A 21,047-nucleotide genomic window follows, 5' to 3' on the forward strand; every position below is an offset into this window, starting at 1 on the left:
AGAGTAGATAAGCTCGAGCCTGCAGCCTGAGGATCTGGGCGGAGGCGAAGGCGAGAGGCTCTTTTCTTGGGGCAGGCAGAATAGGATCTGCCCCTCTTATTTTTTTGGCCTTCAGCATCAGATAGATTTAAATCCCTTTATGTAAGCAAGAGAATTCATGATAAAGTATCTTATTTCATCTGCTGTGCTCCTCATGCTGACCGGGGCCGCCCTTGGGACGGTGTGGCTTTATGTCGATCCACTCTCCTTCCCCATATCGCCGTATCAATCGGCTGAGACCGGCTTCAATCTCACTGATACTGCTCTCACCAAGATCGCCGGTTTTACCTATTATACCACCCTGGGTGAGGACTTCTATAAGCGAGCCATTCCTGTCAATTACACCAATGCCACCAACTCAGTGATGATCAGCAGCACAGCAAATGGGACAGCCTCCTTCCTGACCTCTCCTACCTTCGGCGGTCATAAAGAGAACAATCTGCTCTATGCCCAGAGCAAATCATCCTTCAGAGTGGGTGGCCAGGGCTCTTGGAGGAATCTGAGCTTATGAGGAGTGCTTCATCTCTCTATCAGCTTTAAGGGCTGCTGCTAATCCTGCCCGATCCCGTCCTCGTCGGGTGCTGATTCAGGGTCCTCCTTCAGGGTCCTCCTCCCGCTCCCTGATGGCAACGGCTATCAGGGTTACCGTCAGGGCGATCAGAGTGAAGGCATAAAGAGCCCCTTTGATTCCCTGCATATCAGCAGCCAGCCCGGCCACAATCGGTCCTATCACCACTCCGGACATGCGGGCGGTATTGAAGATGCCATAGGTCTCCCCCCGACGAGAGGCGCTGGTGATGTCGGCCACCAGGGCGGCAGCAGCGGGGCCGCATATGCCCAATCCCAGCCCCAGGCCGGCAAAGAGAAGCATGACCTGAATCAGGCTTGCAGCCAGGAAGAGAGAGGCAAAGGAGATCAGGCCGGCAAGGCTGCCCAGAAGGATGAGCAGTCTTCTCCTCCCCCGGTCTGCCAGGTGGCCAAAATAGATGTTCGAGATGGCGGTTATTCCACCATAGACCAGATAGATGAGTCCAATATCAGTGATGGAGAAGCCCAGAGCCCTGGCATATGAGGGGAGGAGGGTGATGTTGAAGCCTGCCACCACCCCAGACCAGAGGATGACAGCGCAGCAGGCGAGAAATGTGATTGCATAACCGGGAGCGAGCAGAGGCTCGTCTCCTCTTTGAGGCGGCTGGCTCTCTTTAAGGAGGATTTTCCTGGATTCGGGAACTTTGAAGGTGACGATGATGATCGATACTACTCCCATGAGGGCCCAGAAGTAGAAGGGTGCTTCCAGCCCCATATGGTCATAGAGTGCTCCCCCCAGAAATGGTCCCAAGGCCAGGGCGGAGAAGAAGGAGGCGTTATAGTAGCCCATGGCTGCTCCCCGGCATTGAGGCCGGGATTGATCTATGATCAGAGCCATGGCAGTGGGCCAGACCAATGCCGCTCCCACTCCCCCTAAGGCTCTTATGAACAGCAGAGTATAGGCATTCTCAGCATAGATGTATAGCGGTGGGAGGAGAGCGAATGTCATCATTCCCAGGAGCATTAGCCTCTTTCTCCCCATCCTGTCGGAGAGACGGCCTATGGGCACCTGGACTGCTAGCTGTGCTGCTCCATAGATGGAGATTATGAATCCGAGCAGGGTGTAAGATGCCCCTAGACCCATAACATAGCTGGGAAAGAATGGTGCAACTAAAGTGAACCCCAGGACGGCGACGAATACCGCCAGGTAAAGGGGCCAAAGAGAGCTTGAATCCCTGGTAGATGGCATCCTTCCCTAGAACTTCAGCTCCATGCCCAGTATAGTCTGAGTATTGGTCACTCCGTTTATCTCCCTTACATTCATCACTGCCCGGTTAAGGTCGGATATGCCCTCCACCTCTGCTATGGCGATGAAATCCCTCTCACCATAGACGGGAACGACCTCACAGATCCCTTTGATCTTCTCCAGGCGGTCGTAGACCAACTTCTCAGTTCCCGGCTCGACGTTGATCATTATGAAACCCTTCATAGGCCCTCACCTCCCTGTTCCAGTTGATGATTCGGGGAGTCTCTTCTTCAATCGTTATAAATATTCACCACGCCAACAGTCCCTTGCTATTATTACCCTTTTCCCTCAGTTGCGCCCACTGCCCCGTCCTCTCCTCTGACCTCTCCTCCACCTCACCCCCTGCCCCCTAGCCCGCTCCCCTCTCCACCCTCTTCTCAGTCATCTATCTTGTTATCTTCTATCTTGTTATCTTCTATCTTGTTATCTTCTATCTTGTTATCTTCTATCTTGTTATCTTCTATCTTGTTATCTTCTATCTTGTTATCTTCTATGTGACCTGCCTCGTCTACTGCCCCATATCCGCTCTGCCCGCCCCTTTCCAGAATCTTCTTTTGCACTATCTCTATCTCATCCTCCAGGCGGGGCAAAGAAAGCTTCTCCCGGGCAAGATACAGGCAATGTAGGGCTTCTTCCAGCCTTCCCATCGCTGTGAGAACGATGGCCGTGGACTCGAGGTCTATGGCATCCCCACCCTTCTCCAGGACTGTATCGTAGACCTCCAGGGCTTCTTGCAGCCTCCTTTGATTTCGAAGCAGAAAAGCTTTGTTCCGCAGGGCATCGAGGTTAGCTGGGTCGAGGGATATAGATCGGCTGTAGCTCTCCAGGGCCTCATCGATTCGGCCGAGGCCGAAGAGAGCTACTCCCTGGTTGTTCCAGGCCTCTGGTATCTCCGGATTGGAGGCGATGACATTCTGGAATATCTCCAGGGCCCTCTCAAAATCCTTCCTCCGGACATAATCCATTCCTTTGTGAAGCTGAACTCTCTCCTTGCTGTTCATTGCTCATCACATATAGCCCTGGATGGGGGCAGAATCCCCTGATTTTTCCGGGTTGCCCTTCTCGGCGATCCCTGCTCCTGGCCTTTTTATCTCGCCGAATTTTCTCTCATAGTCCTTGATATGCTCACTAAGCCATCTGGCCAGCTCCTTGGCTGCCAGCGGGGATAAGATGACCTCCATCTCGATCTTTCTCTCCATGACGGTGATATTCTTTCCCCCCTCTCTTGTGGTCCGGGGCGAGTCATTGTAGAAGGCGATTCTGAAGTCGTAGGGGCTGTGGCCGCCTACTGCCCCGATGGCATAGATCTGCTTGAAGTCAGGGCTGCGTGTGGTCTCTACAGATACTTCCATAGATCAGATGACGGCCTCCAGATTAAAAAAGATGATGATATCCTTGCTGCGAATTGCTGCTGCTCTGAGGAGGGGCAATGGTGATCATCTGCCCCCCCTCCCTCAAAATCAGGATCCTCCAGCTGAAAGATTGGAGAAGATATTGGAGAAGATGAGGGTTGATCAGCCCTCAGCACAAAGGCGCAAAGGTGCAAAGAATAGTCTTATGCAATAGATCTGAGGCCATGGAGGGGCATAAGGGAGGCTCATTGCCCCGGCGAGATCGTCCTCCCGCGTGCTCTCTTTTCCACTGACCGAAGCCTTTATCTGCGAGGAGAGGATAGGAAACCTGCTTGCGGGCCCGTGGTCTAGCTGGTTATGACGTCGCCTTGACATGGCGGAGGTCATGCGTTCGAATCGCGTCGGGCCCACCTCAGAGCCCAAGTAGCTCAGTTGGGAGAGCGTCAGACTGAAGATCTGAATGTCCCCGGTTCGAGTCCGGGTTTGGGCATTGATTTTTTATCTGTACCATCCACTCGAGTGTGAGTTGCATTTTCATGAGATGCTGAGCTCAGCCCATTATGGCGATCGGCATGGCTGCTGCCTGCCTCTCAGATGAGATGAAAATCAAGGCTCCTCGCTGTTTCGTGTGGGCGGATTTAAGGGATCGCTAATCCTGTAGCTTGGTCCTTATAACGTCATGACTGCCGGGATTTGAGATTATCATGAAATGTGTCACTACCTACCGACTCTGCGCCGGGATTCATGCCTGATATTATCATGATTGAGCCCGCCTACCGCTATCCTGAAGTTACCCACATGGAATAGCTAAGAGCCAAAATCAAAATATGTCCTGGCTATCTAATCATCACCCGGCCCAGTGTCACCAGGAAGAGCGCCAGGAGCAGCCAGCCAAGTATCCCCTCCAGGATTACATAGTACCTGTACCTGCCTATGGGCAGGAAATCGATGGGACCCCGGGAAAGGAAGATCATAGTGCTGAAGAAGAGGGAATTTCGAAGGGTGACCCTCTCTGGGATGCTATCCACTTCCACCGGCCCGCTCAGGGGTTTGGAGGAGCGGCGAATGCCATCCCCAGTCCAATAGAGCAGGCCGAATGTCAGAATGGCGAGCAAAGACCAGGCAACAGCATAGCTGGGCCGCACCCCATAGCCGCAGGAGACCCAGGCCAGAATATCTATGATCTTTGACCAGCCCCAGCCCTTGCCGGCCTGATTCAGTCTCCGATACTGGTAGTAGCAGTCATCCTCGTCCTTTGACCAGCCCAGGCGGCGGTAGTTCTCCACCAGGGCTAAATAAGCCCCCGGCTGCCAGGCCACATGCTCTTGGATCTCATCCCAGTGAGCCCGGAAGAGGTTGATCTCAGTATCATTGAGGATGAGGCGGGAGCCTTCATGAAGCTCTGCCCCCTCAAAGAGCAGGGAGGTGATGGTCGCTGCCTTGAAGTTGAGGTCGCCCTCGAAACGGGTCTCCTGGAAGGTGGCAATGCCCTCGAACCTGCACAGACCGAAGAGGGCCAGCTCCTGGAAGCGAGCGCCGGAGAAGTAGGCGGCATCAGAGAACCGGGCCAGGCCGAATCCCGCCTCATCGGCAAACACTGCTCCCCCAAAGGAGGAGAGGCCGGTGAACCGGACCAGGCCGAACTGGGCGGGGCCGGCGAAAAGGACCTCTCCGAAGTAGGGTTCATTGAGACGGGAGCGGATGAAGTTGGCCTCGCCTGAGAAGGTGGCGGCGGAGAAATCCGAGGCTGCAAAGAGATCGACATCGGAGAAGAAGGCGTCCCCGGCGAACTCTGCTCCCCTGAAATAGGAGTAGGAATCAAAATCGGAGTAGTTGAAGTCCGCCCTACCCAGGAAGCGGGCAGCATTGAAGGAGGCATCGAGGCCAAAAGAGGCATCCGCAAAGCTGACATCATTCTCAAAGAGCACACCATCAAAGAGGGCCGGCTGATGAAAGACGCTGCCGGCGAAGCCTGCCTGGTGGAAGGAGGCATTGACAAAGTCCGCCCGGCCTGAAAATGTGGCCTCATTGAAGCTCGCATTGCCAAAAGAGCTGCCCCAGAAGAGGGCCTCCTGCTCAAAGGTTATGCCATCGAAGGAAGCATCAGGAATGGTGCAGTTGACCAGAACAATTGCTGCCGGGATCTTCTGCCCGGACAGGGTGGAGAGATCGAGATCGCCAGTGATGGCAATGCCATCGTAGTGGACCGGCTGGCCGGCCGCGATCTGGGATAGGATCTGCTGGGCTGGGAGGGGCTGCTGGGCGCCGCCCAGGGACGCCGCTGCTAGTAGCAGAACAACCACCAGTGCTTGGGGCTGCCAGGACATCTGTCCATTCCTTGCAGTTCCTGGAGATATTCTTTGCGCAGACCGCCATATCATCAGATCTGTCTGCTGACGGAATATATTCAAATAGATGACTTCGGCGGTATCCAATCCCATACGAAAGCAGCCTGGCCTGCTGCCAGGCGGATATCTGGCTATCCATTCGCTGCGGTAGATGCAGACTGGTTATAGGGTGTTTAGGGGCAGGGCGGCAATTCCCCCGGTCTTCAAAGGGATGAGGGCTGCCAGCAATCGGCAGCCGAATCCCCTGTCTGGAATCCCCATTTCCCGGCACCGATTGGATAGCCCTGATCGCCAATCAGATCAAGAAGTAACGCTGGTGCTCTCCTCCATCTGATCTGCCTCTGCCTGGCTTCCGGTTGCGGCTGGCTCCGCCCAGAGGCCCGAGCTCTCAGCCTTCTGGGCTGCTGTTCCAGCCTCAAAGGAGTCGATCATCTCTGCGGCATCTGCAGCAAACTGGTCATAAAGCTCGACAGGAGCATTATAGGTGAATACATAAGCATCCGCTCCAACCACCGTCCAGGCCTTCCAGACTCTGAATGCCGCACCCTCGCTCTCCAGCTCATAAACAATGGCACGGCCCGCCATCCCGCCGATTGTGATCTCTCTTTCAGCCTGGATCTCCAAATCAGGCATGACCTCCTTGAGGCTTCTCAGTATTGCCTGGCTGTACTGATCCAGGGTTACATCCTGCCCTGCGGGCAGCTTATCGTTCTGGAGCACCAGATATACAGCCGGATTATCGATATCCTCTCTCGGCGCCAGGAAACCCAGGATTATCCCTTCCTCATTCGGCTCCGGCTCCTGGGGGATCCAACCTGCCGGGTAGGATAACCGGATTCCATACTCTGCACTCTCATAAAGCAGCATCTCCTTCATCCCGGAGAGGCTCAGGGCCCCGGTGGTGTCCAGCGGCTCGATTGGGGCCGGGATGCTCCCGGCCGAGGCGGCCTCAGCGGATGCATAAGCACAGCCGAGCAGCATCAGATTCAGCGCTGCCAGGATTGTGGCCAAAGACATTTTATTGATCACATAGATCACCTGCATTAATACTGTGTTAATTAGTATATGAAGATTCCTTAATTATGATTCCTGAATCCAGTTTCTTATCCGCTTTGAAAATCGGGATGCTTGGGCCTTACCACAAAGCCCAAAAGCAGAAGGAGGATGCCTGCTGCAGAGGATCGCCCATCCAATTCGGCGAAGGGCCCCCTATTGAATCCCTTCAAGGGCATCAATCCAGTTCCCGGCAGCGATCATTCTCATCGCATGGCTCATTGCAGCATCCATTGCTGCATTGGTATTCACAGCCACTACAGTCAAAGCAGACGCAGAAGTAATCCCTTATCAGCCGGATGGAATCGATGCTGCCAAGGAGCATTGGTGCCTCCTTCTCGAACTCCGCCGCAGGGGCAAAGATGCCGTAGAGAAGTTCGATCGTGGTTCCATAGCCAAATAGCTCTCTTGTGGCCACCATGAACGAGCCCTCCGCCGGGATGCCATTTACCTGGAATGAGCAGCGCATCGACCTGGCGGAGCTTGTGGGGCCGGCCCAGGAGACGTAGGCGTTTGATAGCCGCTGATCGGCCTCATATTTAATTATCTTCATCTCCGAAACCCTGGTCTCGCCCAGGCTGAAGTCCTGCGGCATATAATATTCCACATAGGCCTCGGGTGTGGTATAAGAGGGCAGGATATCGAAGCCCTGGTGCAGATGGTTCAGCGCTACAATTCCCCGGGCGGGATTGCTTTTGTCCACAGCCGTTATGCCATTGCATCCCAATCCGGTTATGTCCCAGCCATCAGGCACGGAGAGGGTGAAATAGAGCTGCGAGCTGGCCTGGCCGGCGAAGAAGATCATCAGGATGAGCATCATCATCCAGAATAACGGGCGCTTCATGATCAATCCCCTTTTTCTCTATTATGTGTATGTGGTCTGTATAAATACTTATCATTTGGAGGGCCAGCCGGGGCAATAACAATGCCACTGATAACAAAAATTAACAGATATTGAGGCTCAACCTCAGGAGAGATTAATAATACAGTAGAAAAATTTATATAACATGGGATTGATCAGAGATACTGTTAAATCAGAAATTTAACAAAGGGTGAAATAATGTACAGCAGAGTATTTGCAGGGATGCTCGGCATCTTGCTTGCCATGATGTTCATGGGCATAGCGCTTGCCGATAAGGAAAACGCCAGTACTACAGACAGCATTGCCAGTCCCCAGATCGCTATAACCGCCGCCAACTTCGTTGCCCCCAGTCCAGAGAAGGAGCACTTGAATGAGGAATGGGTGGAGATCACCAACCTGGGAACCTCGGAAATCAACCTGACCGGCTGGACATTGAGCGATGCTCAGAATCACACCTATACCTTCCCCGGCTTCTCCCTCGCCGCGGGGGCCAAAGTCTTTGTGCGCACAGGCAAGGGAGATGATGACATCGAGAACCTCTTCTGGAACCGCAGCAATTCCGTCTGGAACAACAATGGGGATCTGGCTGTCCTGAAGGACCCTGAGGGAAATACCATCTCCATGTATCCTGAGGAGGGCAAGGGGGCCTGAATCCTCAAATCAACTTTTTTCCTAACCCAAGCTCTCTGATGCAGGAGATAATCTTAACAGTCCTTGCCTTGACGTATTTAATTTTTTATAGGCACTGATATCTGATCGATCATTCTTCCTCATGCACCCCCGTGAGTTGGCATCGCCGGACATCTGCCCGCTCAGAGGAGTTCACTTCACCGTCTGGCGATATAGTTCGCTCCCGGCCCTCCTTGGCATGGCCCCTAAATCATTCCCATCGGAGGGGATCATAACACAATTCATCATCAATAGTTATTTGATACTGAGAAAGCCTCGGGATTAATGCAGGTAATAATTCGATCAAAAAGTTTATTACTTAATAAGAGCAATACCTCTATTGATCACTGATTAGGATAGAGGTGATTGTGATATGTGGAAGGATAAAAGCGATAGTCAAGTAAGCAAGGTGATGATCTCAGATGCTGCAGTGCCTTTCGTCGCCCGGGGGGGGCGCTTATTCTCCGGGCAGGTGATCTCAACGGATCCGGGAATCAAGGATGGTGATGATGTTCTGATTGTTGATAGGAGGGAAAGGCCGGTCAGGATGCTTCGAATCTACACCGGTCAGTGAAGTGTGGAGGTGATACAGAAAGCAGCATGTATATGCAGGTATGCAGGAAATTTATAGCCCTCCAGGCTAGATGCCATTAATGGATACCTGGCCGCAATGGATTCGGTGAGGTCTTCTGCGGTCAGGGTTTCCTCTTCTGAGAGACGCTTATGATCACTTCAGCTCAGCCGGCCCATCTGGGCCTTCAAGGGGGGCGGTCCGGTACTTGAGCAGCTCTCCGCCGATCAGCATGGCCAGTCCGGCGCAGAGCAGTATCATACTCACCAGCAGAAGATCAAAGGAGAGCTGTGCCTCTATTCCTGCAATGGATGCCAACTGAGGCGCCAGGATCATAGATAATCCGGCCAGAGTTAAGAAGAGTCCATTGATTATTCGGCGCTCGGACCTCACATATCTGTCCTCCTTCTTCTCGATTCCTCTCTCCAGCATGAACATCTGCTTCTTATGAATCAGATAATATACCAGAGCCAGAAAGGGCACTCCCTCCACTACCAAAAGCAAGATGGCAGTATCTGTCAATATCTCATCCTCTCGATGGCTTTATTCCATCCTCTCGTAGATAATACTTTCGTTATGATGAATAACATATATGATTAAAAATCTATTCAATAGACTAATAATAATATGAATCTAAATTTTTTGTTTACCAAATGTTATTTAAAGCATCATAGCATGACTGCCACATATGAGGTGCACTCCCCCGCCTGAGAGAAGAGATACAGCATTTGCTCTTATTCTCACCGCCCTTTTCGGGGCCTGCATTCTGCTTTCAATCATCATTCCCTCCCAGATATGCCTTGCCCGCGGGGGGGAAGCGGAGGAGATGAACCTCTCATCCGATACTGCACTATCGAAGCTGACGGAGGGGAATGAATCACCGGCCCAAGAAGGGATACCGGTGCACGTCTACATCACAAACAATGACAATGAGAAGCTTGATGTCTCCCTGTTTATAGACTCGGAATTGATAGACCACAAATCGATATCCTCAGGATCGGATCAAAAGATGGACAGATATCTTCTGGAGAAGGGAAGGCACACCTTCAAGATAACCTGGTGGGATGAGGATGTGAAGAGCTCCTTTGAGGTGGAAGAGACAAGAGATATAACAGCCGAGACATCGGTAAATCTATACACCATCCTCAATGATAAGCCTGAGGAGTATGAGATAACTGTGAATCTGGTCAATGAGAACTCCCGGGAGCTGGAAGCATTTCTCTATGCCGACGGCAGCTTCAAGAAGAGCAAGAAGGTGGGAAAGGAGAGCAGTGCTGAGCTGGGGAAGATAAAGCTCAAAGAGGGCATTCACAATCTATCGGTCAGATGGCAGGATGATGATACCAGAATAGAGTATGAAAAGACGAAAAAGCTGATGGTAAAGCGCGATGAGGCAATCATATTCTATGCCCCAAAAGGGGTATCCTTTGAGGCCAAGAATGCCTCCTCCACGGCAGTGGATAGCTCCCCTGGTGTCAGCAATAAAAAAGCGAGCACAAAAAATGAGAATATCGACAAAGAGGATTCCGTCGATAAGGTGGATGATAGCAGCAAGAATGCTTCAAAGAGCAATAGTTCCTCTGCAGAGGTCGATGATGAGAAGGAGGGAGCAAAGGAGGTTGCTATTGAGAAGAGGGGTGCAAAGGAGGATGCTATTGAGAAGGGGGATCAGACATCAAGCCAGCATGGGAGTGGACCTGCTGCCAGCATAGGCAACCTCCATCAGGATAATTCGAAGGGGAAAAACCCACCCGCAAAGAATGCCAACTCCATGATTGGGGGTTCATTGGAGGACGAAAATCGATTGTACATCTACGCGGCATTGATCATGCTGACGATCTATCTTCTCTTAAGGCATTGAGATGATCAGAGCCTTTTTGATCCTGATGCTGCTGCTCTCCACTGCTCAGGCAACAGTCTGGGGACAGGGGATCTCAGGCGAGCTACACTGGAAAGAGCAATTGACACTGGAGGATTATACCCTGACCCTGGCCGACTTTTCCCTGGAGGAGAGGCTGATGGTCTTGGTGGAGCTGCAGGAGGGAGGGCGCCTCATTGCCCGCCGGGCTCTTCATGCTGGTGAGTGGCTCGTCATAAACGATTCATTGAGGGTCAGCGCCCTGAAGATCGCTGATGAAGGGGATAAGGATGAGCCTTATGCCATTATGAGAATGCAGCTTCCCAGCGCCCCGGAGATATCACTGATCTTAAGCCTCGATAAGGATCTCTACCGAGGCGGGGAGGAGATCAAAATGCTGCTATCTGTGGAGAATCGAGGCGCTGTTGATGCAGAAGATCTGAAGATAACACTGGATTCCAGTCCCCCTATTTTCAGCAGGAGGTTCAACATATCAAGCCTTCAGGCGGGATCGGCCTGGGATGATAAGAAAAAGACGGCCCAAATCGATCCCATCAGGATCGATCTGGTGGCTCCATATCTGCTCGAGGCATGCGATCTGCAGGTCAATGTCCATGCTCAATATGCTGATCCAGATGGAAATTCCCATCAGTCATGGGGCGGAGGCAAGGCGCATATATTCGGCCCTCTCCGGCTTTTCAAGAGGGTTGAAGGGACTATGGAGTTATCTGAAAGCTACTATGTGATAAATACCCTCAGCAACACTGGAAACAGGACATTCTCTGTGGATCTGTCCGATTACACGGGAAAGGAATTTAGCAGCAATGAGACCCTCCAGTGGAAGATCGTTCTTGAGCCTGATCAGACGAAGACGGTCAGCTATCGCATAAAGCCCACAGAGCCAGCCATGGGCATATCTCTTCCCGATGCCGTAGCCTCGTTCCGCGTGGGGGAGAGGATTTACACCATCCGCTCCAACAGGCCGGTGGTGGATGTCACCGGGCCCTTGATCGATGCTAAGAGGAGCATCAGCCCCAAGAGGGTGAAGGCGGGGGAAGAGGTGGTGATGTCCTTGGAGCTGGAGAATCGCGGCAATAGAAAGGCAGTGCTGAGGATGGCAGAGATGATTCCCGAGGGGGCAGAGCTGATCTCAGGGGAGATAAATGAGTCCTTCATGCTCTTCCCGGGCGAGAAGGCCGACAGGAAGATCCGACTGCTGGTGATGGATCCGGATGGAATCGGCATCCCTTCTTCCGTAGTGAGATATCGGGATGTGAGGGGGAATGATTACAGCACCAGAACCTCTCCCCTCCGGGTTACAGTGGAGGAAGAGAAGACGGGCAGCCCATCAAATGCCTCCCGGAATGATACTGCCGAAAGCAGCATGTCCAAAGTGAGCGACCCGGGAGATGGCCAGGAAGATGGCCAGGCAATAGCCCCATCACCGGATAGCAGGAATCGGGATGAGGAACGGCTGATTCCCAGGAGGCCCGATCATGGGGCGGCTGAGAGCAGATCTGGCCTGGGGCAGAGGCTATCGATTTTGTTGATACTGATCATATTGCTGCTCTCAGTGGCTCTGGATCGCTACCTTTAGGCGGTCACAAATTCTCTCTCCTGTGGCATCTGATGCCCTGCTGTATCTCATCTGCGGCACAATATCCGTTATCCTTCCCTCTTTCATAACGGCAATGCGATCGCTCATATGAGCGTTTCGAAAAACCTATCCATCGAAATGTTTATATACTATTAATACTATAATAATTCTATATGAGAACTCTCATTGATTTTGCCATTAGAACAGAATATGCTCGGATTAAAACTCTCGGAGACGATCTCTGTGAAATGGGATCGCAAATCGATTGGGAGCGTTAGCCATTGATGTATAAAAATAAGACCAGTCATGGAGGCCGCCCCAATATTGATATTGTGATTATGATTAAGCTGCTTGTACTTCAGCATTGGTTTGGCTTATCCGATCCTGAATTAGAGAGACAAGTTGCCGATAGGATCTCATTTTGCATTTTTCTCGGCACTACTGTATTCGCCGACTCAATTTTGACCCCCTATTTAAGGAAACGCCAGTTCGTTTTTGACCCCCCAGAAACCTCCTAGTCTCTAGAGGTGGCGGAAGCCCTCCAGCCCCCCCCCCCCCCCCCCCCCCCCCCTCCAACCCCCCCCCCCCCCCCCCCCCCCCCCACCAACAAGACTTCCCCTTCCAGCCCCCCGAATGGCTAGCGCCCGAGATACCCCCCACCCCCCACCCCTAGCCCAGCCGACGCCTGCGCCCCATTACGCCCCCCAACCTGTGTGAACGCGGGACGCCCACATGCGCGCTCATCAACCCGCACCGCCCCCACTTAACAGGCTGGGCTTTCGCTATATGCGAGCCCAGCCGAAAAAGAGCCCAACCCGACCCAAAAGCAGCCCCCCCCTCGTTTTTCATCACGCCCGACCAGGGGGTCCGCCCCCCTTTACCGCGCACGTAAACGCGACCCCCACGTCCTGCCAGCCCGAAAGAGTGCTCGACTTCGCTTGCAGTCCGCCGACAACCGCCCCAAGCCGCTTTCCACAAAAGAGGTTCGAGGATCTATTAGGAGTTTGCCCAAGAGGCGAGAGGTTATCCCGAACTAAACGTGTCTTAAAGAAAGGAGTGTTATCCAGACAGCCCCAGTCGTAGCAGCACCCGAGTCCCCCCCGCACCCAGCCAATTATACAAACAGTTAAGGCCCCAGAGCTTGGGTCCCGCCGCCCCTCCCGGACCGACCATCCCCGCGCCCCCCACCCCCCCTCGAACGACAAGTTCCGCAAAAGTACGAGACGGAGTTTCTCCAACCGCGGGGGTCAATCCCATACACTACAGAAGTGGTTCCCGATTTCAGTACTGTTTGGCTATTTCGCGAGCGCGTTATCAAGAGCGGCAAACTCGAGGATCTTTGGGGGGGAGCTCCAGAGGCAGATCGACGAGAAAGAGTATACCGTAAAGGAGGGCTCTATCCAGGATGCAACGTTTATAACGCCGATCCCGGTCAGAAGAGGAAAAAGAAGGATCAAGAGGCCGAATGCAAGAAGGAGGACAAAGATTCGGAAACCATTGGGTCGATACAGGTTCAAGAATTTGATAAAGGCTTGCTAGATATTTCAAATAATATTATTAATAGCCAGAAAAAACCAATGAGATCTCATTATGAACCGATAAATGAAGGTAGCTGGGCAAAAAAGGGCGTCAAGAGCTTTTTCGGTTATAAAGGGCACATTGAAGGAAGCGTATGCTAGAACATCAAAGCATATCAGACGGAGCAGGGGGTTATCCTGCCATATTGGGGAACCATACGTGATATTGGACCTTCAATGACACAGGTGATTATCGCCAAGTTTCTCCGGGGTATCCCTGCACCGCATATTGCCAGAACGACACAGCATACAGAGGGGGCATGTGATCGATATATCAAGGCCTTTAAGAAAGTCAGAATGTTGAATGGCAAGATAAAACCACTGGAAATTGATCGAATACTTGAGATGAGCGAACGATTGGTGAAGGAGTATATTGTACTAATCGACGAGCAAAGAGCTATTGAAGGGGAGGGTAATCATGTTAGCTGAACAGATTTCATGGGAAGACGACATATGTCGTCATTTTAGTTCGATGCCTTTATGGCTTCGGCCAATCTGTGCCCTTTCTTTGTCAGCTCATAATATACCCATTGATTTATTTTGTCCTCTTTCACGACCAATCCGGCCTTAACCAATACGCTCAAATTGTCATAGATCGTCGATTTTGGAAGGCCAGAGGTTCTAGATAGCTCAGTCACAGTCATACGCCTCGAAGAAAGATTCCTGATAATAGTAGTTCTCTTACTTAAGGCCGGGACCTTGAGTGCTTTGCTACTAAAAGCTTTATCGGATAGTAGATCGCTCATAGATATATCTTTTCGTTTTTGGATCGAACATAGTGCATAAACTTTGGATTATAATGATAGATGCAGTCTTGACTGTACTTTCCAAGTTTTTCACTTCAACCACCAACTTTATAAACTGAATCCAATTCTTACATAATCAACTAGCGATAGATATCCGTTTTATGTTAATATTTTGCTATTTAATAACATTTAATTTACCTCTTTACTGCATTACATATGCAAAATCAAAAACTTGGAAACTACAGCAGTCTTGAGAATATTAAAATTATGTTCAGCTTAAAGTTACGTAAGTATAATTCCAATAAGTTAGCTTGAGCCAAGCAAAAATACCAGTATTTAATCAGCAATTGAGATGATAATGATTGAAAATTTTATATTTAATTAATTTTATATATTTTGTTTGTCGGCTGAGATTTGAAAAATAATTGCTCGTGCCGAGGCATTTAGGGAATTAATTGCTATCTATGAAAGTAGTAATATAATTAAATCCATTTTCTATATTGCCTGAGAAAGCTATTCTTTTTCTAATAGTAAAGTTTATATTACATAATGTTATATACACATTACATAGGAGTAATATGACTCCATGACTTATAAGGAGAGTGGGTAGTTTGACTAAGAAAATAGGATTATTTCTAGGCTTATTCGCTATGATTGGACTGGCTATTAGCACAGGGGTCTCAGAATTCAAAGTTGATTCGATGACCTTCCAACTGGCTAGCGATTATGTAAACATCTCTAGCAATGCTGACCTCATGAAGTTCAAAGGAAGCGGCACGGCCGATGACCCTTATATTATCGATGGCTTGAATCTGAACAACCATATTGGAAACGGAATAGTGATAAGAAATACAGATGCCTACATCTTGATAAAGAACTGCACAATGGCTAACTTAACAGGAAATTATTATGGCCTATATGATGTAAACGGAATAAATATTGATGATGCCAAGAACGTTCGCGTAGAGAATTGCAGGCTATCAGGCAGCGGAAGCAGTCTTAGCGTTAGCAGTGCTGAAAATATTCAGATCACGAACTATAGGGGCGAGAACATAATGTTCAATGGCGTCAAAAATGGCTTAATCGAGAACTGCAACTCCGAGCATATTCTTGTTCAAGAAAAGATAGAGCTCATGTCGTCCCCTAGGGTAACAACGGATTTTATGCCTGAGACCCGTGTTCCTTCCCAGAACTGCTTGATAAAGGATTGTAAATCGGCATATGAGATCGTATTATTCAGCCCCAAGAACTGTATTGTGGAGAACTGCTATGTTAAAGACGGATGGCTTATGGCTTTCACCCCTATCAATACCTCATTCATAAATAGCACTGTAGTAAATGCCACAATGGAGATGGATTTCTCTTCAAATACAACCCTTGAGAATATGACTTTAGTTGACCTTAAGGGCATAAACCTCGGGGGATTCAGCCCAGAGAGCTATTCGCCGGTGGTGAAGAACAGCACAGCAAATGGTGAAAAGATCTACTACTATCATGATCAGAAAGGGTTGCACTTGGAAAACCTGACTGCAGGGTATATATGGCTGGTTGACTGCCCAGAAACCAGGATCGAAGGGGTTGAAGCTGGGGGCATTTTTGCGATCAACTCAAACAGTAGCACTATAGAGGGATCAAAGGCTAATCAGATTATTCTTGCCCTCTCAAAGGATGTACTGATCGTCAATAACACTTTGAGAGGTTCAAGCGCCAGGGAAGCAATAAAGCTAGATACGGGCACAAGTAACATCACTCTATACCATAACATTATAACCAAGAGCGAACGGTATTTCGGCGAAAACTTATTTGCTTCGGGTATTGATGCCTCGCCATCCGATGGTAACAACACATTCGAGAACAATATAATCACGGATTCAGGATACGGCATACAGGCTGGAGGCAACAACACTTTCACGGGAAATACGATAGCAAATAACATCGTCGGCATCAAAGTCTCCGGCAACAACAACAGGGTCACTCAGAATAACTTCATCTACAACGGCGTCGATGCCGAACAGAGCAGCTATATTAACATCAGATTTGCCAACAATATCTGGGACGGAAATTTCTGGGCTACTTACAAGGGCGTTGAAAAGGATAAAACTGGATTAGGAAGTACGCCCTATGTAGAGAACATACCCTTCCCGAGGCCGTGCGAGCCTTCGCCTCAAGTGCAGGAGCCGGTAATAGATAAAGTTCCAAGTATAGTGCCGATAAGCAAAACTTAGTGAGCAAAACTGCGATAAAACGAATAGTAGGGTCGTATAAGGCAGTAGGTAGGCTTAGAGGAACAGCAACTGCTGCCTTCCACAATATATTTCACAGAAATGCAACCGATTTAAGAGGCGATATATTTTGAAGATAGTATTAATATTAGGGTTGACAATGCTGATGCTAGGCATTTTAGGAGCTTCAGCTCAGCCTGAAGAGGTATGGAACAAAACCTTTGGTGGATCGGGTATCGACCTTGGTAGCCAAGCACAAGAAACCGAAGATGGTGGATATATCCTCGTTGGCAGCACTGAATCATATGGTGCTGGAAGAGAAGATGCCTGGCTGATAAAAACTGATTCCAATGGCAACGAACTATGGAATAGGATCTATGGCGGTCCAAAAGAGGATAACGGGTATTCTGTTCAGAAGACAGAAGATGGTGGATACATTACTGTGGGTGCCACTAAATCCTATGGCTCCGGGGATTCAGATGCATGGCTAATAAAGACAGATGCTGCTGGAAATAAACAATGGGATAAAACCTTTGGCGGAAGAGATATAGATGAGGGTAGATCCGTTCTACAGGCAAATGATGGGGGTTATATCATTGCTGGCTTAACACGCTCCTTTGGCGCTGGGGATTCAGATGCATGGCTGATAAAGACGGATCCCTCTGGTAAAGAGCAATGGAACAGAACCTTTGGCGGACCGGGTTATGATGCAGGCTGGGCAGTTGATAAGACAAACGATGGTGGATATATCATCACAGGCTCCACAGAGTCTTATGGCCCTGATGGAAGTAGTAATTTTTGGCTGATAAAAACTAACTCTACTGGTATCACGCAATGGGAAAAGACATTTGGTGGTTCAGCCTGGGATGGCTGCAGAGCAGTCCGAGAAACAAAAGATGGCGGCTATATTCTAGTAGGTGATACGCAGTCTTTTAGTGCAGGCGCACAGGACGTTTGGGTAATAAAGACCGACCCCTCTGGTAAAGAGCAATGGAATAAAACCTATGGAGGATCTGGCTATGAATGGGGATTCTCAATACAGCAGACTAATGATAGTGGCTATATTATCGCAGGTTCAACGGAATCTTACGGCTTATTAGTGACTACCTCAGGACCTGAGAAACGTATCCCGGGTAATGCTTGGCTAATAAAAACAGATTCTAATGGCAACGAACTATGGAATACGACCTTTGGCGGAAAGGGAACTGATGGTGCCTACTCAATACAAGAGACCAAAGCTGGAGGATATATTATTGGAGGCAGTACTACTTCATATGGTAACAAAAGCGTAGATGCATGGCTGATAAGGGTAAATTGAGAGGTAACTATCTTAAAAGCTTTATTTTTAGATTATCTGTCAAGTTAAAAGTTACTTGATTATAGAGAGACGTGATGGTATGTTATTATTCACCACCTGTTGCTGCATAAATTATAAAATTAAAAAAAAAATAGAAAATGTTATTCGGAGGAACACTTAGTTACCGGCAGTAGTAGTCAGGAGCTATATACGTATGCTGGTACGCTGGTACAGAGGAACCACATTGTGCTCTGAACGCCGAAAGGGCTGCAGAGCATGCTGGACCCACGTAGAAGCTGCAGTAAGTAGGTCCTACACAACCGTCGGATGGTGTGCTAGTCCAATAGCAGCAATAACATGTCATTTTTTTTCACCTCCTTTCAAATTGTTCACCTATCGTAGTATGGCGCCATCTTGGTGACCAGGAATGGAAACTCTTCGCTCACATCCACGCGGACGAAGAATTTTTCCGTGACATCGGTCTCTCTGTTAGTGTAGGAGAAGATCACAGAGACAATTTTTCGCGCACCGCTTAGCCTTGATGGCCTAGCTTCTACGCCTGTCAGGGAAAAGTTGTGCTCGAACTCCTCTGCCGCCTTGGCATAGATTGCTGGATATCGAACCGCCAGGTAATTCAGCGCCCTGTGCTCGTCAGTGGCTCCAGTATTGTCCGCCATCTGCAGGATCCTGTCGAACAGCTCATTGGCTGCAGTTCTGAACTTCTCCTCCTGCTTCTCGGGAATCGACTCAGGCCTCGGAATAGATTTGATGAAGGCATCTCTATTGAATGAGAAGAGCTGATCGAATCCGACCAACGGGACTTGCAGTCCGCTGCACATTTCAGGCGGAGCAACTGGTCCCTTTAATCCGACCACGACATCCATGCCCGCTTTATCCTGTTGAGGCTTGACGGATTCCACCAGACGATCGAAATCCAATGGGTCCTTCGGCAACAGGATATAGGCGGCCACACCTTCTATGGTTAGAGTCCAACACAGCTCACGTACCAGATACCTATTTTCCTTCTTTGACAGAACCGAGTAGAAGGCCTGTTGATCCGTAAGCCCGGTTGTCTTCGCCCTGCCAGTAGCCTGTGCAAACTCTCTTTCCACGGCCATTCTTCGAAAGCGAGGGTCGATCTTTCCAAGGGCGTAGACGTATTGGGGCGCATTTGTGCCCTTGGCTTTCGTACCTTCTCCGCATCCACAGCTACGCTTTGCCATTCCTTGAGAGGAGGCTTTGTTTTCTTGGCTCTCCTGGCAAGGTGCCTGGTTCACAGGCAGGCTTGCCAGCTTATCCTTTGCTTCTTTTTCTTCCATATCAATTCCCCACTCTTTTATCGCACAACTGTGCTCTTTGGAAGCACAACCACTGATACCACTTATAGCTAGATAAATCTATTGAATTTGTTCGGATTTCCCGAACAAAAAGCAAATATATAAATACATAATATCTCATTTTGTTCAAAAATCCGAACAAAATGCAAAGGCTTAAATAAGGTGGTTTTCTTTCTAACCTGCCACCGATAGGGATTTCAGCTCTTGCATGCATGTAGCCGATATTTTATTACTAATATCGTAGCATATTGCAGCTATGCAAACTGAATAAGTGGGCGGCATAACTCTTTTCAAGTGCTATCATTCTGAAATTATTTCACACAAGCATTTAGCACAGAGGAAGCCGGAAAAGAGAACTACCTGAAAAATGGCTATGAATGGAGAGAATGCAAAATTCATTTAAGACTGCATTCTCGCCGCTATTTTCATCAGCCAGGCATCTACATTGCCGGAAGAGGTCGTCCATCCAGTACTGACGTAGCTGCCATCTCCAGCTTGCTGAACTGATGAACCCTCATTTCTGCCCGACTCATCGAAGACTTTATCCCATTGCTTCATTCCTACGTTATCGGTTTTTATCAGCCATGAGTACATCCCGGTACCTAAGCCGTAACCTGCAATGATATAGCCGCCATCCGCTGTCTCTTGAGCTGCGGTGGCAAGATCATAATTAGAATTCCCGAAGCTGAAGATCTTGCCCCATTGCATGATGCCATTGGAATCGGTCCTTATCAGCCAGGCATCGCCCGTGAGAGATTTATTAGCCAGAGGAGCATTTGCGCCGCCTGCAATGATGTAGCCACCATCTTTTACTTGTTGGACTAATTCTCCGCGGTCGTCTCTCGATCCCCCGAAAGTTATATTCCATTGCTCATTGCCCGCTGAATCCGTCTTTATCAGCCAGACATCTTTGCCGCCTGTACCATAAGACTCTGTGAAACCTGCGATAACATAGCCGTCATCTCTAGTCCTCTGTACTGCACGGCCACCGTCATCCTTCGGCCCTCCGAAGGTTCTATTCCATTCCTCATCGCCGGACACATCGGCTTTTATCAGCCAGACATCGCTTCCACCGGCTCCATAGGATCTTGTCTCACCAGCGATGATATAGCCACCATCTTCTGTCCCCTGAACCGAGTAACCCCAATCGTAGCTGGCCCCCCCATAGGTTTTGTTCCAGCGCTCTTTTCCATCAGAGTTGGTCTTTATTAGCCAGGCATCAAAATCTCCTGCGCCAAAGGAGCTTGTCGCGCCCGCAAGGATATAGCTGCCGTCATTAATCTGCATTACTGATGCGCCAGAATCGTCATCAGAACCGCCAAAAGTCCTGTTCCACTTCTCATTGCCATTTTGATCCGCCTCTACTAGCCAGGCATCATCTCTTCCAGCACCATAAGAGCTAGTAGTGCCTGCAATGACATATCCGCCATCTTTTACCTCTAATACAGAGTTTCCAACATCAGACCCAGCACCGCCATAGGATCTATGCCACATCTCCTCCTGAGGCGCAAAGGCCCCAAATGTATGCAGCAGTAGTAATAACATCAATAATATGGCCAGCCCTAATATTAACGGGTCCTCGCTGAACTTTGTAGATGTGATGGATGATTTTATTTTGCGGATAAGGAGTTGGATAGAAGACTCTTTGTTCACCTATAGGTCAACTCCATCAAGAGCGCTTCCGC

At 49.6% G+C, this 21,047-nt stretch carries 20 protein-coding genes, 2 tRNA genes and 1 pseudogene; 12 read left to right on the top strand and 11 right to left on the bottom strand.

Annotated features, from left to right (window positions below; all coding sequences use genetic code 11):
* Positions 1-157 precede the first annotated feature (157 nt).
* Positions 158-550, top strand: coding sequence for a hypothetical protein (locus tag IPI63_RS04840; RefSeq protein ID WP_214066477.1), 393 nt, complete (start codon positions 158-160; stop codon positions 548-550).
* A gap of 75 nt (positions 551-625) precedes the next feature.
* Here IPI63_RS04840 and IPI63_RS04845 read toward each other — a convergent pair whose 3' ends face one another.
* The 4 genes from IPI63_RS04845 to IPI63_RS04860 form a co-directional block, all read right to left on the bottom strand.
* A complete protein-coding gene (locus IPI63_RS04845; RefSeq protein WP_292476979.1) occupies positions 626-1,816 on the bottom strand; it encodes an MFS transporter in 1,191 nt (396 codons plus the stop codon).
* Between the two features lie 6 nt (positions 1,817-1,822).
* Positions 1,823-2,056 carry an Lrp/AsnC ligand binding domain-containing protein gene (locus IPI63_RS04850; protein WP_292476980.1) on the bottom strand — a complete coding sequence of 78 codons (234 nt, stop codon included), beginning with the start codon at positions 2,054-2,056 and terminating at the stop codon, positions 1,823-1,825.
* Positions 2,057-2,250: 194 nt separating this feature from the next.
* The gene (locus tag IPI63_RS04855; protein ID WP_292476982.1) at positions 2,251-2,874 is read right to left on the bottom strand and encodes a tetratricopeptide repeat protein; all 624 of its coding nucleotides are present in this window, start codon (positions 2,872-2,874) and stop codon (positions 2,251-2,253) included.
* A 6-nt stretch (positions 2,875-2,880) separates the two neighbouring features.
* Positions 2,881-3,225: a DUF3467 domain-containing protein gene (locus IPI63_RS04860; protein ID WP_214066481.1), complete on the bottom strand. Its 345-nt coding sequence runs from the start codon at positions 3,223-3,225 to the stop codon at positions 2,881-2,883.
* Positions 3,226-3,561: 336 nt separating this feature from the next.
* On the opposite strand from IPI63_RS04860, the gene IPI63_RS04865 reads away from it, so the two are divergent.
* Both IPI63_RS04865 and IPI63_RS04870 read left to right on the top strand, forming a co-directional pair.
* Positions 3,562-3,635: transfer RNA gene (locus IPI63_RS04865), tRNA-Val, on the top strand.
* A gap of 7 nt (positions 3,636-3,642) precedes the next feature.
* Positions 3,643-3,715: transfer RNA gene (locus IPI63_RS04870), tRNA-Phe, on the top strand.
* Between the two features lie 346 nt (positions 3,716-4,061).
* On the opposite strand, the gene IPI63_RS04875 is transcribed toward IPI63_RS04870, so the two are convergent.
* From IPI63_RS04875 to IPI63_RS04885, 3 genes are all read right to left on the bottom strand, one after another.
* A complete protein-coding gene (locus tag IPI63_RS04875; protein ID WP_292476984.1) occupies positions 4,062-5,552 on the bottom strand; it encodes a pentapeptide repeat-containing protein in 1,491 nt (496 codons plus the stop codon).
* Positions 5,553-5,873: 321 nt separating this feature from the next.
* A complete protein-coding gene (locus IPI63_RS04880; RefSeq protein WP_292476985.1) occupies positions 5,874-6,611 on the bottom strand; it encodes a PsbP-related protein in 738 nt (245 codons plus the stop codon).
* A 193-nt stretch (positions 6,612-6,804) separates the two neighbouring features.
* Entirely contained in the window at positions 6,805-7,470 is a 666-nt protein-coding gene (locus tag IPI63_RS04885; protein ID WP_292476987.1) for a hypothetical protein, read from the bottom strand.
* Positions 7,471-7,710: 240 nt separating this feature from the next.
* On the opposite strand from IPI63_RS04885, the gene IPI63_RS04890 reads away from it, so the two are divergent.
* On the top strand, positions 7,711-8,139 hold the full coding sequence (locus IPI63_RS04890) for a lamin tail domain-containing protein (protein ID WP_214083733.1): 429 nt from the start codon (positions 7,711-7,713) through the stop codon (positions 8,137-8,139).
* 391 nt (positions 8,140-8,530) lie between these two features.
* A complete protein-coding gene (locus IPI63_RS04895) occupies positions 8,531-8,731 on the top strand; it encodes a PUA domain-containing protein (RefSeq protein WP_214066486.1) in 201 nt (66 codons plus the stop codon).
* 153 nt (positions 8,732-8,884) lie between these two features.
* Here IPI63_RS04895 and IPI63_RS04900 read toward each other — a convergent pair whose 3' ends face one another.
* Positions 8,885-9,250 carry a hypothetical protein gene (locus IPI63_RS04900; protein WP_292476989.1) on the bottom strand — a complete coding sequence of 122 codons (366 nt, stop codon included), beginning with the start codon at positions 9,248-9,250 and terminating at the stop codon, positions 8,885-8,887.
* Between the two features lie 166 nt (positions 9,251-9,416).
* Here IPI63_RS04900 and IPI63_RS04905 point away from each other — a divergent pair, with 166 nt between their 5' ends.
* The 5 genes and pseudogenes from IPI63_RS04905 (at position 9,417) to IPI63_RS12885 (ending at position 14,189) form a co-directional block, all read left to right on the top strand.
* The gene (locus tag IPI63_RS04905; protein WP_292476991.1) at positions 9,417-10,589 is read left to right on the top strand and encodes a hypothetical protein; all 1,173 of its coding nucleotides are present in this window, start codon (positions 9,417-9,419) and stop codon (positions 10,587-10,589) included.
* A gap of 1 nt (position 10,590) precedes the next feature.
* Positions 10,591-12,183: a hypothetical protein gene (locus IPI63_RS04910; RefSeq protein WP_292476992.1), complete on the top strand. Its 1,593-nt coding sequence runs from the start codon at positions 10,591-10,593 to the stop codon at positions 12,181-12,183.
* A 173-nt stretch (positions 12,184-12,356) separates the two neighbouring features.
* A pseudogene (locus tag IPI63_RS04915) lies at positions 12,357-12,677 on the top strand (transposase); the annotation flags it as partial.
* Positions 12,678-13,451: 774 nt separating this feature from the next.
* Entirely contained in the window at positions 13,452-13,862 is a 411-nt protein-coding gene (locus tag IPI63_RS13095; RefSeq protein WP_394357579.1) for a hypothetical protein, read from the top strand.
* A 3-nt stretch (positions 13,863-13,865) separates the two neighbouring features.
* Complete coding sequence (locus IPI63_RS12885) at positions 13,866-14,189, top strand: DUF1670 domain-containing protein (protein WP_214066492.1); 324 nt, start codon at positions 13,866-13,868, stop codon at positions 14,187-14,189.
* A gap of 35 nt (positions 14,190-14,224) precedes the next feature.
* On the opposite strand, the gene IPI63_RS12890 is transcribed toward IPI63_RS12885, so the two are convergent.
* Entirely contained in the window at positions 14,225-14,506 is a 282-nt protein-coding gene (locus tag IPI63_RS12890; protein WP_214066491.1) for a helix-turn-helix domain-containing protein, read from the bottom strand.
* Between the two features lie 611 nt (positions 14,507-15,117).
* Between IPI63_RS12890 and IPI63_RS04925 the strand changes: the two genes are divergently transcribed.
* Both IPI63_RS04925 and IPI63_RS04930 read left to right on the top strand, forming a co-directional pair.
* Entirely contained in the window at positions 15,118-16,731 is a 1,614-nt protein-coding gene (locus tag IPI63_RS04925; RefSeq protein ID WP_292476994.1) for a right-handed parallel beta-helix repeat-containing protein, read from the top strand.
* A 127-nt stretch (positions 16,732-16,858) separates the two neighbouring features.
* Positions 16,859-18,046 (top strand): hypothetical protein, encoded by a 1,188-nt coding sequence (locus tag IPI63_RS04930; protein ID WP_292476996.1) that lies wholly within the window; start codon positions 16,859-16,861, stop codon positions 18,044-18,046.
* A 368-nt stretch (positions 18,047-18,414) separates the two neighbouring features.
* Here IPI63_RS04930 and IPI63_RS04935 read toward each other — a convergent pair whose 3' ends face one another.
* A complete protein-coding gene (locus IPI63_RS04935) occupies positions 18,415-19,344 on the bottom strand; it encodes a hypothetical protein (RefSeq protein WP_292476998.1) in 930 nt (309 codons plus the stop codon).
* Positions 19,345-19,761: 417 nt separating this feature from the next.
* Positions 19,762-21,015, bottom strand: coding sequence for a hypothetical protein (locus tag IPI63_RS04940; protein WP_214065688.1), 1,254 nt, complete (start codon positions 21,013-21,015; stop codon positions 19,762-19,764).
* Positions 21,016-21,047 lie beyond the last annotated feature (32 nt).

The organism is Methanothrix sp. (assembly GCF_016706325.1).
Lineage (GTDB): Archaea > Halobacteriota > Methanosarcinia > Methanotrichales > Methanotrichaceae > Methanothrix.

What these genes read in the sequence shown, in the direction of transcription:
- IPI63_RS04840 (WP_214066477.1), top strand. Translation starts at nt 158, where the DNA reads ATGATAAAGTATCTTATTTCATCTGCTGTGCTCCTCATGCTGACCGGG.
- IPI63_RS04845 (WP_292476979.1), bottom strand. Translation starts at nt 1,816, where the DNA reads ATGCCATCTACCAGGGATTCAAGCTCTCTTTGGCCCCTTTACCTGGCG.
- IPI63_RS04850 (WP_292476980.1), bottom strand. Translation starts at nt 2,056, where the DNA reads ATGAAGGGTTTCATAATGATCAACGTCGAGCCGGGAACTGAGAAGTTG.
- IPI63_RS04855 (WP_292476982.1), bottom strand. Translation starts at nt 2,874, where the DNA reads ATGAACAGCAAGGAGAGAGTTCAGCTTCACAAAGGAATGGATTATGTC.
- IPI63_RS04860 (WP_214066481.1), bottom strand. Translation starts at nt 3,225, where the DNA reads ATGGAAGTATCTGTAGAGACCACACGCAGCCCTGACTTCAAGCAGATC.
- IPI63_RS04875 (WP_292476984.1), bottom strand. Translation starts at nt 5,552, where the DNA reads ATGTCCTGGCAGCCCCAAGCACTGGTGGTTGTTCTGCTACTAGCAGCG.
- IPI63_RS04885 (WP_292476987.1), bottom strand. Translation starts at nt 7,470, where the DNA reads ATGAAGCGCCCGTTATTCTGGATGATGATGCTCATCCTGATGATCTTC.
- IPI63_RS04890 (WP_214083733.1), top strand. Translation starts at nt 7,711, where the DNA reads ATGCTCGGCATCTTGCTTGCCATGATGTTCATGGGCATAGCGCTTGCC.
- IPI63_RS04895 (WP_214066486.1), top strand. Translation starts at nt 8,531, where the DNA reads ATGTGGAAGGATAAAAGCGATAGTCAAGTAAGCAAGGTGATGATCTCA.
- IPI63_RS04905 (WP_292476991.1), top strand. Translation starts at nt 9,417, where the DNA reads ATGAGGTGCACTCCCCCGCCTGAGAGAAGAGATACAGCATTTGCTCTT.
- IPI63_RS04910 (WP_292476992.1), top strand. Translation starts at nt 10,591, where the DNA reads ATGATCAGAGCCTTTTTGATCCTGATGCTGCTGCTCTCCACTGCTCAG.
- IPI63_RS12890 (WP_214066491.1), bottom strand. Translation starts at nt 14,506, where the DNA reads ATGAGCGATCTACTATCCGATAAAGCTTTTAGTAGCAAAGCACTCAAG.
- IPI63_RS04935 (WP_292476998.1), bottom strand. Translation starts at nt 19,344, where the DNA reads ATGGAAGAAAAAGAAGCAAAGGATAAGCTGGCAAGCCTGCCTGTGAAC.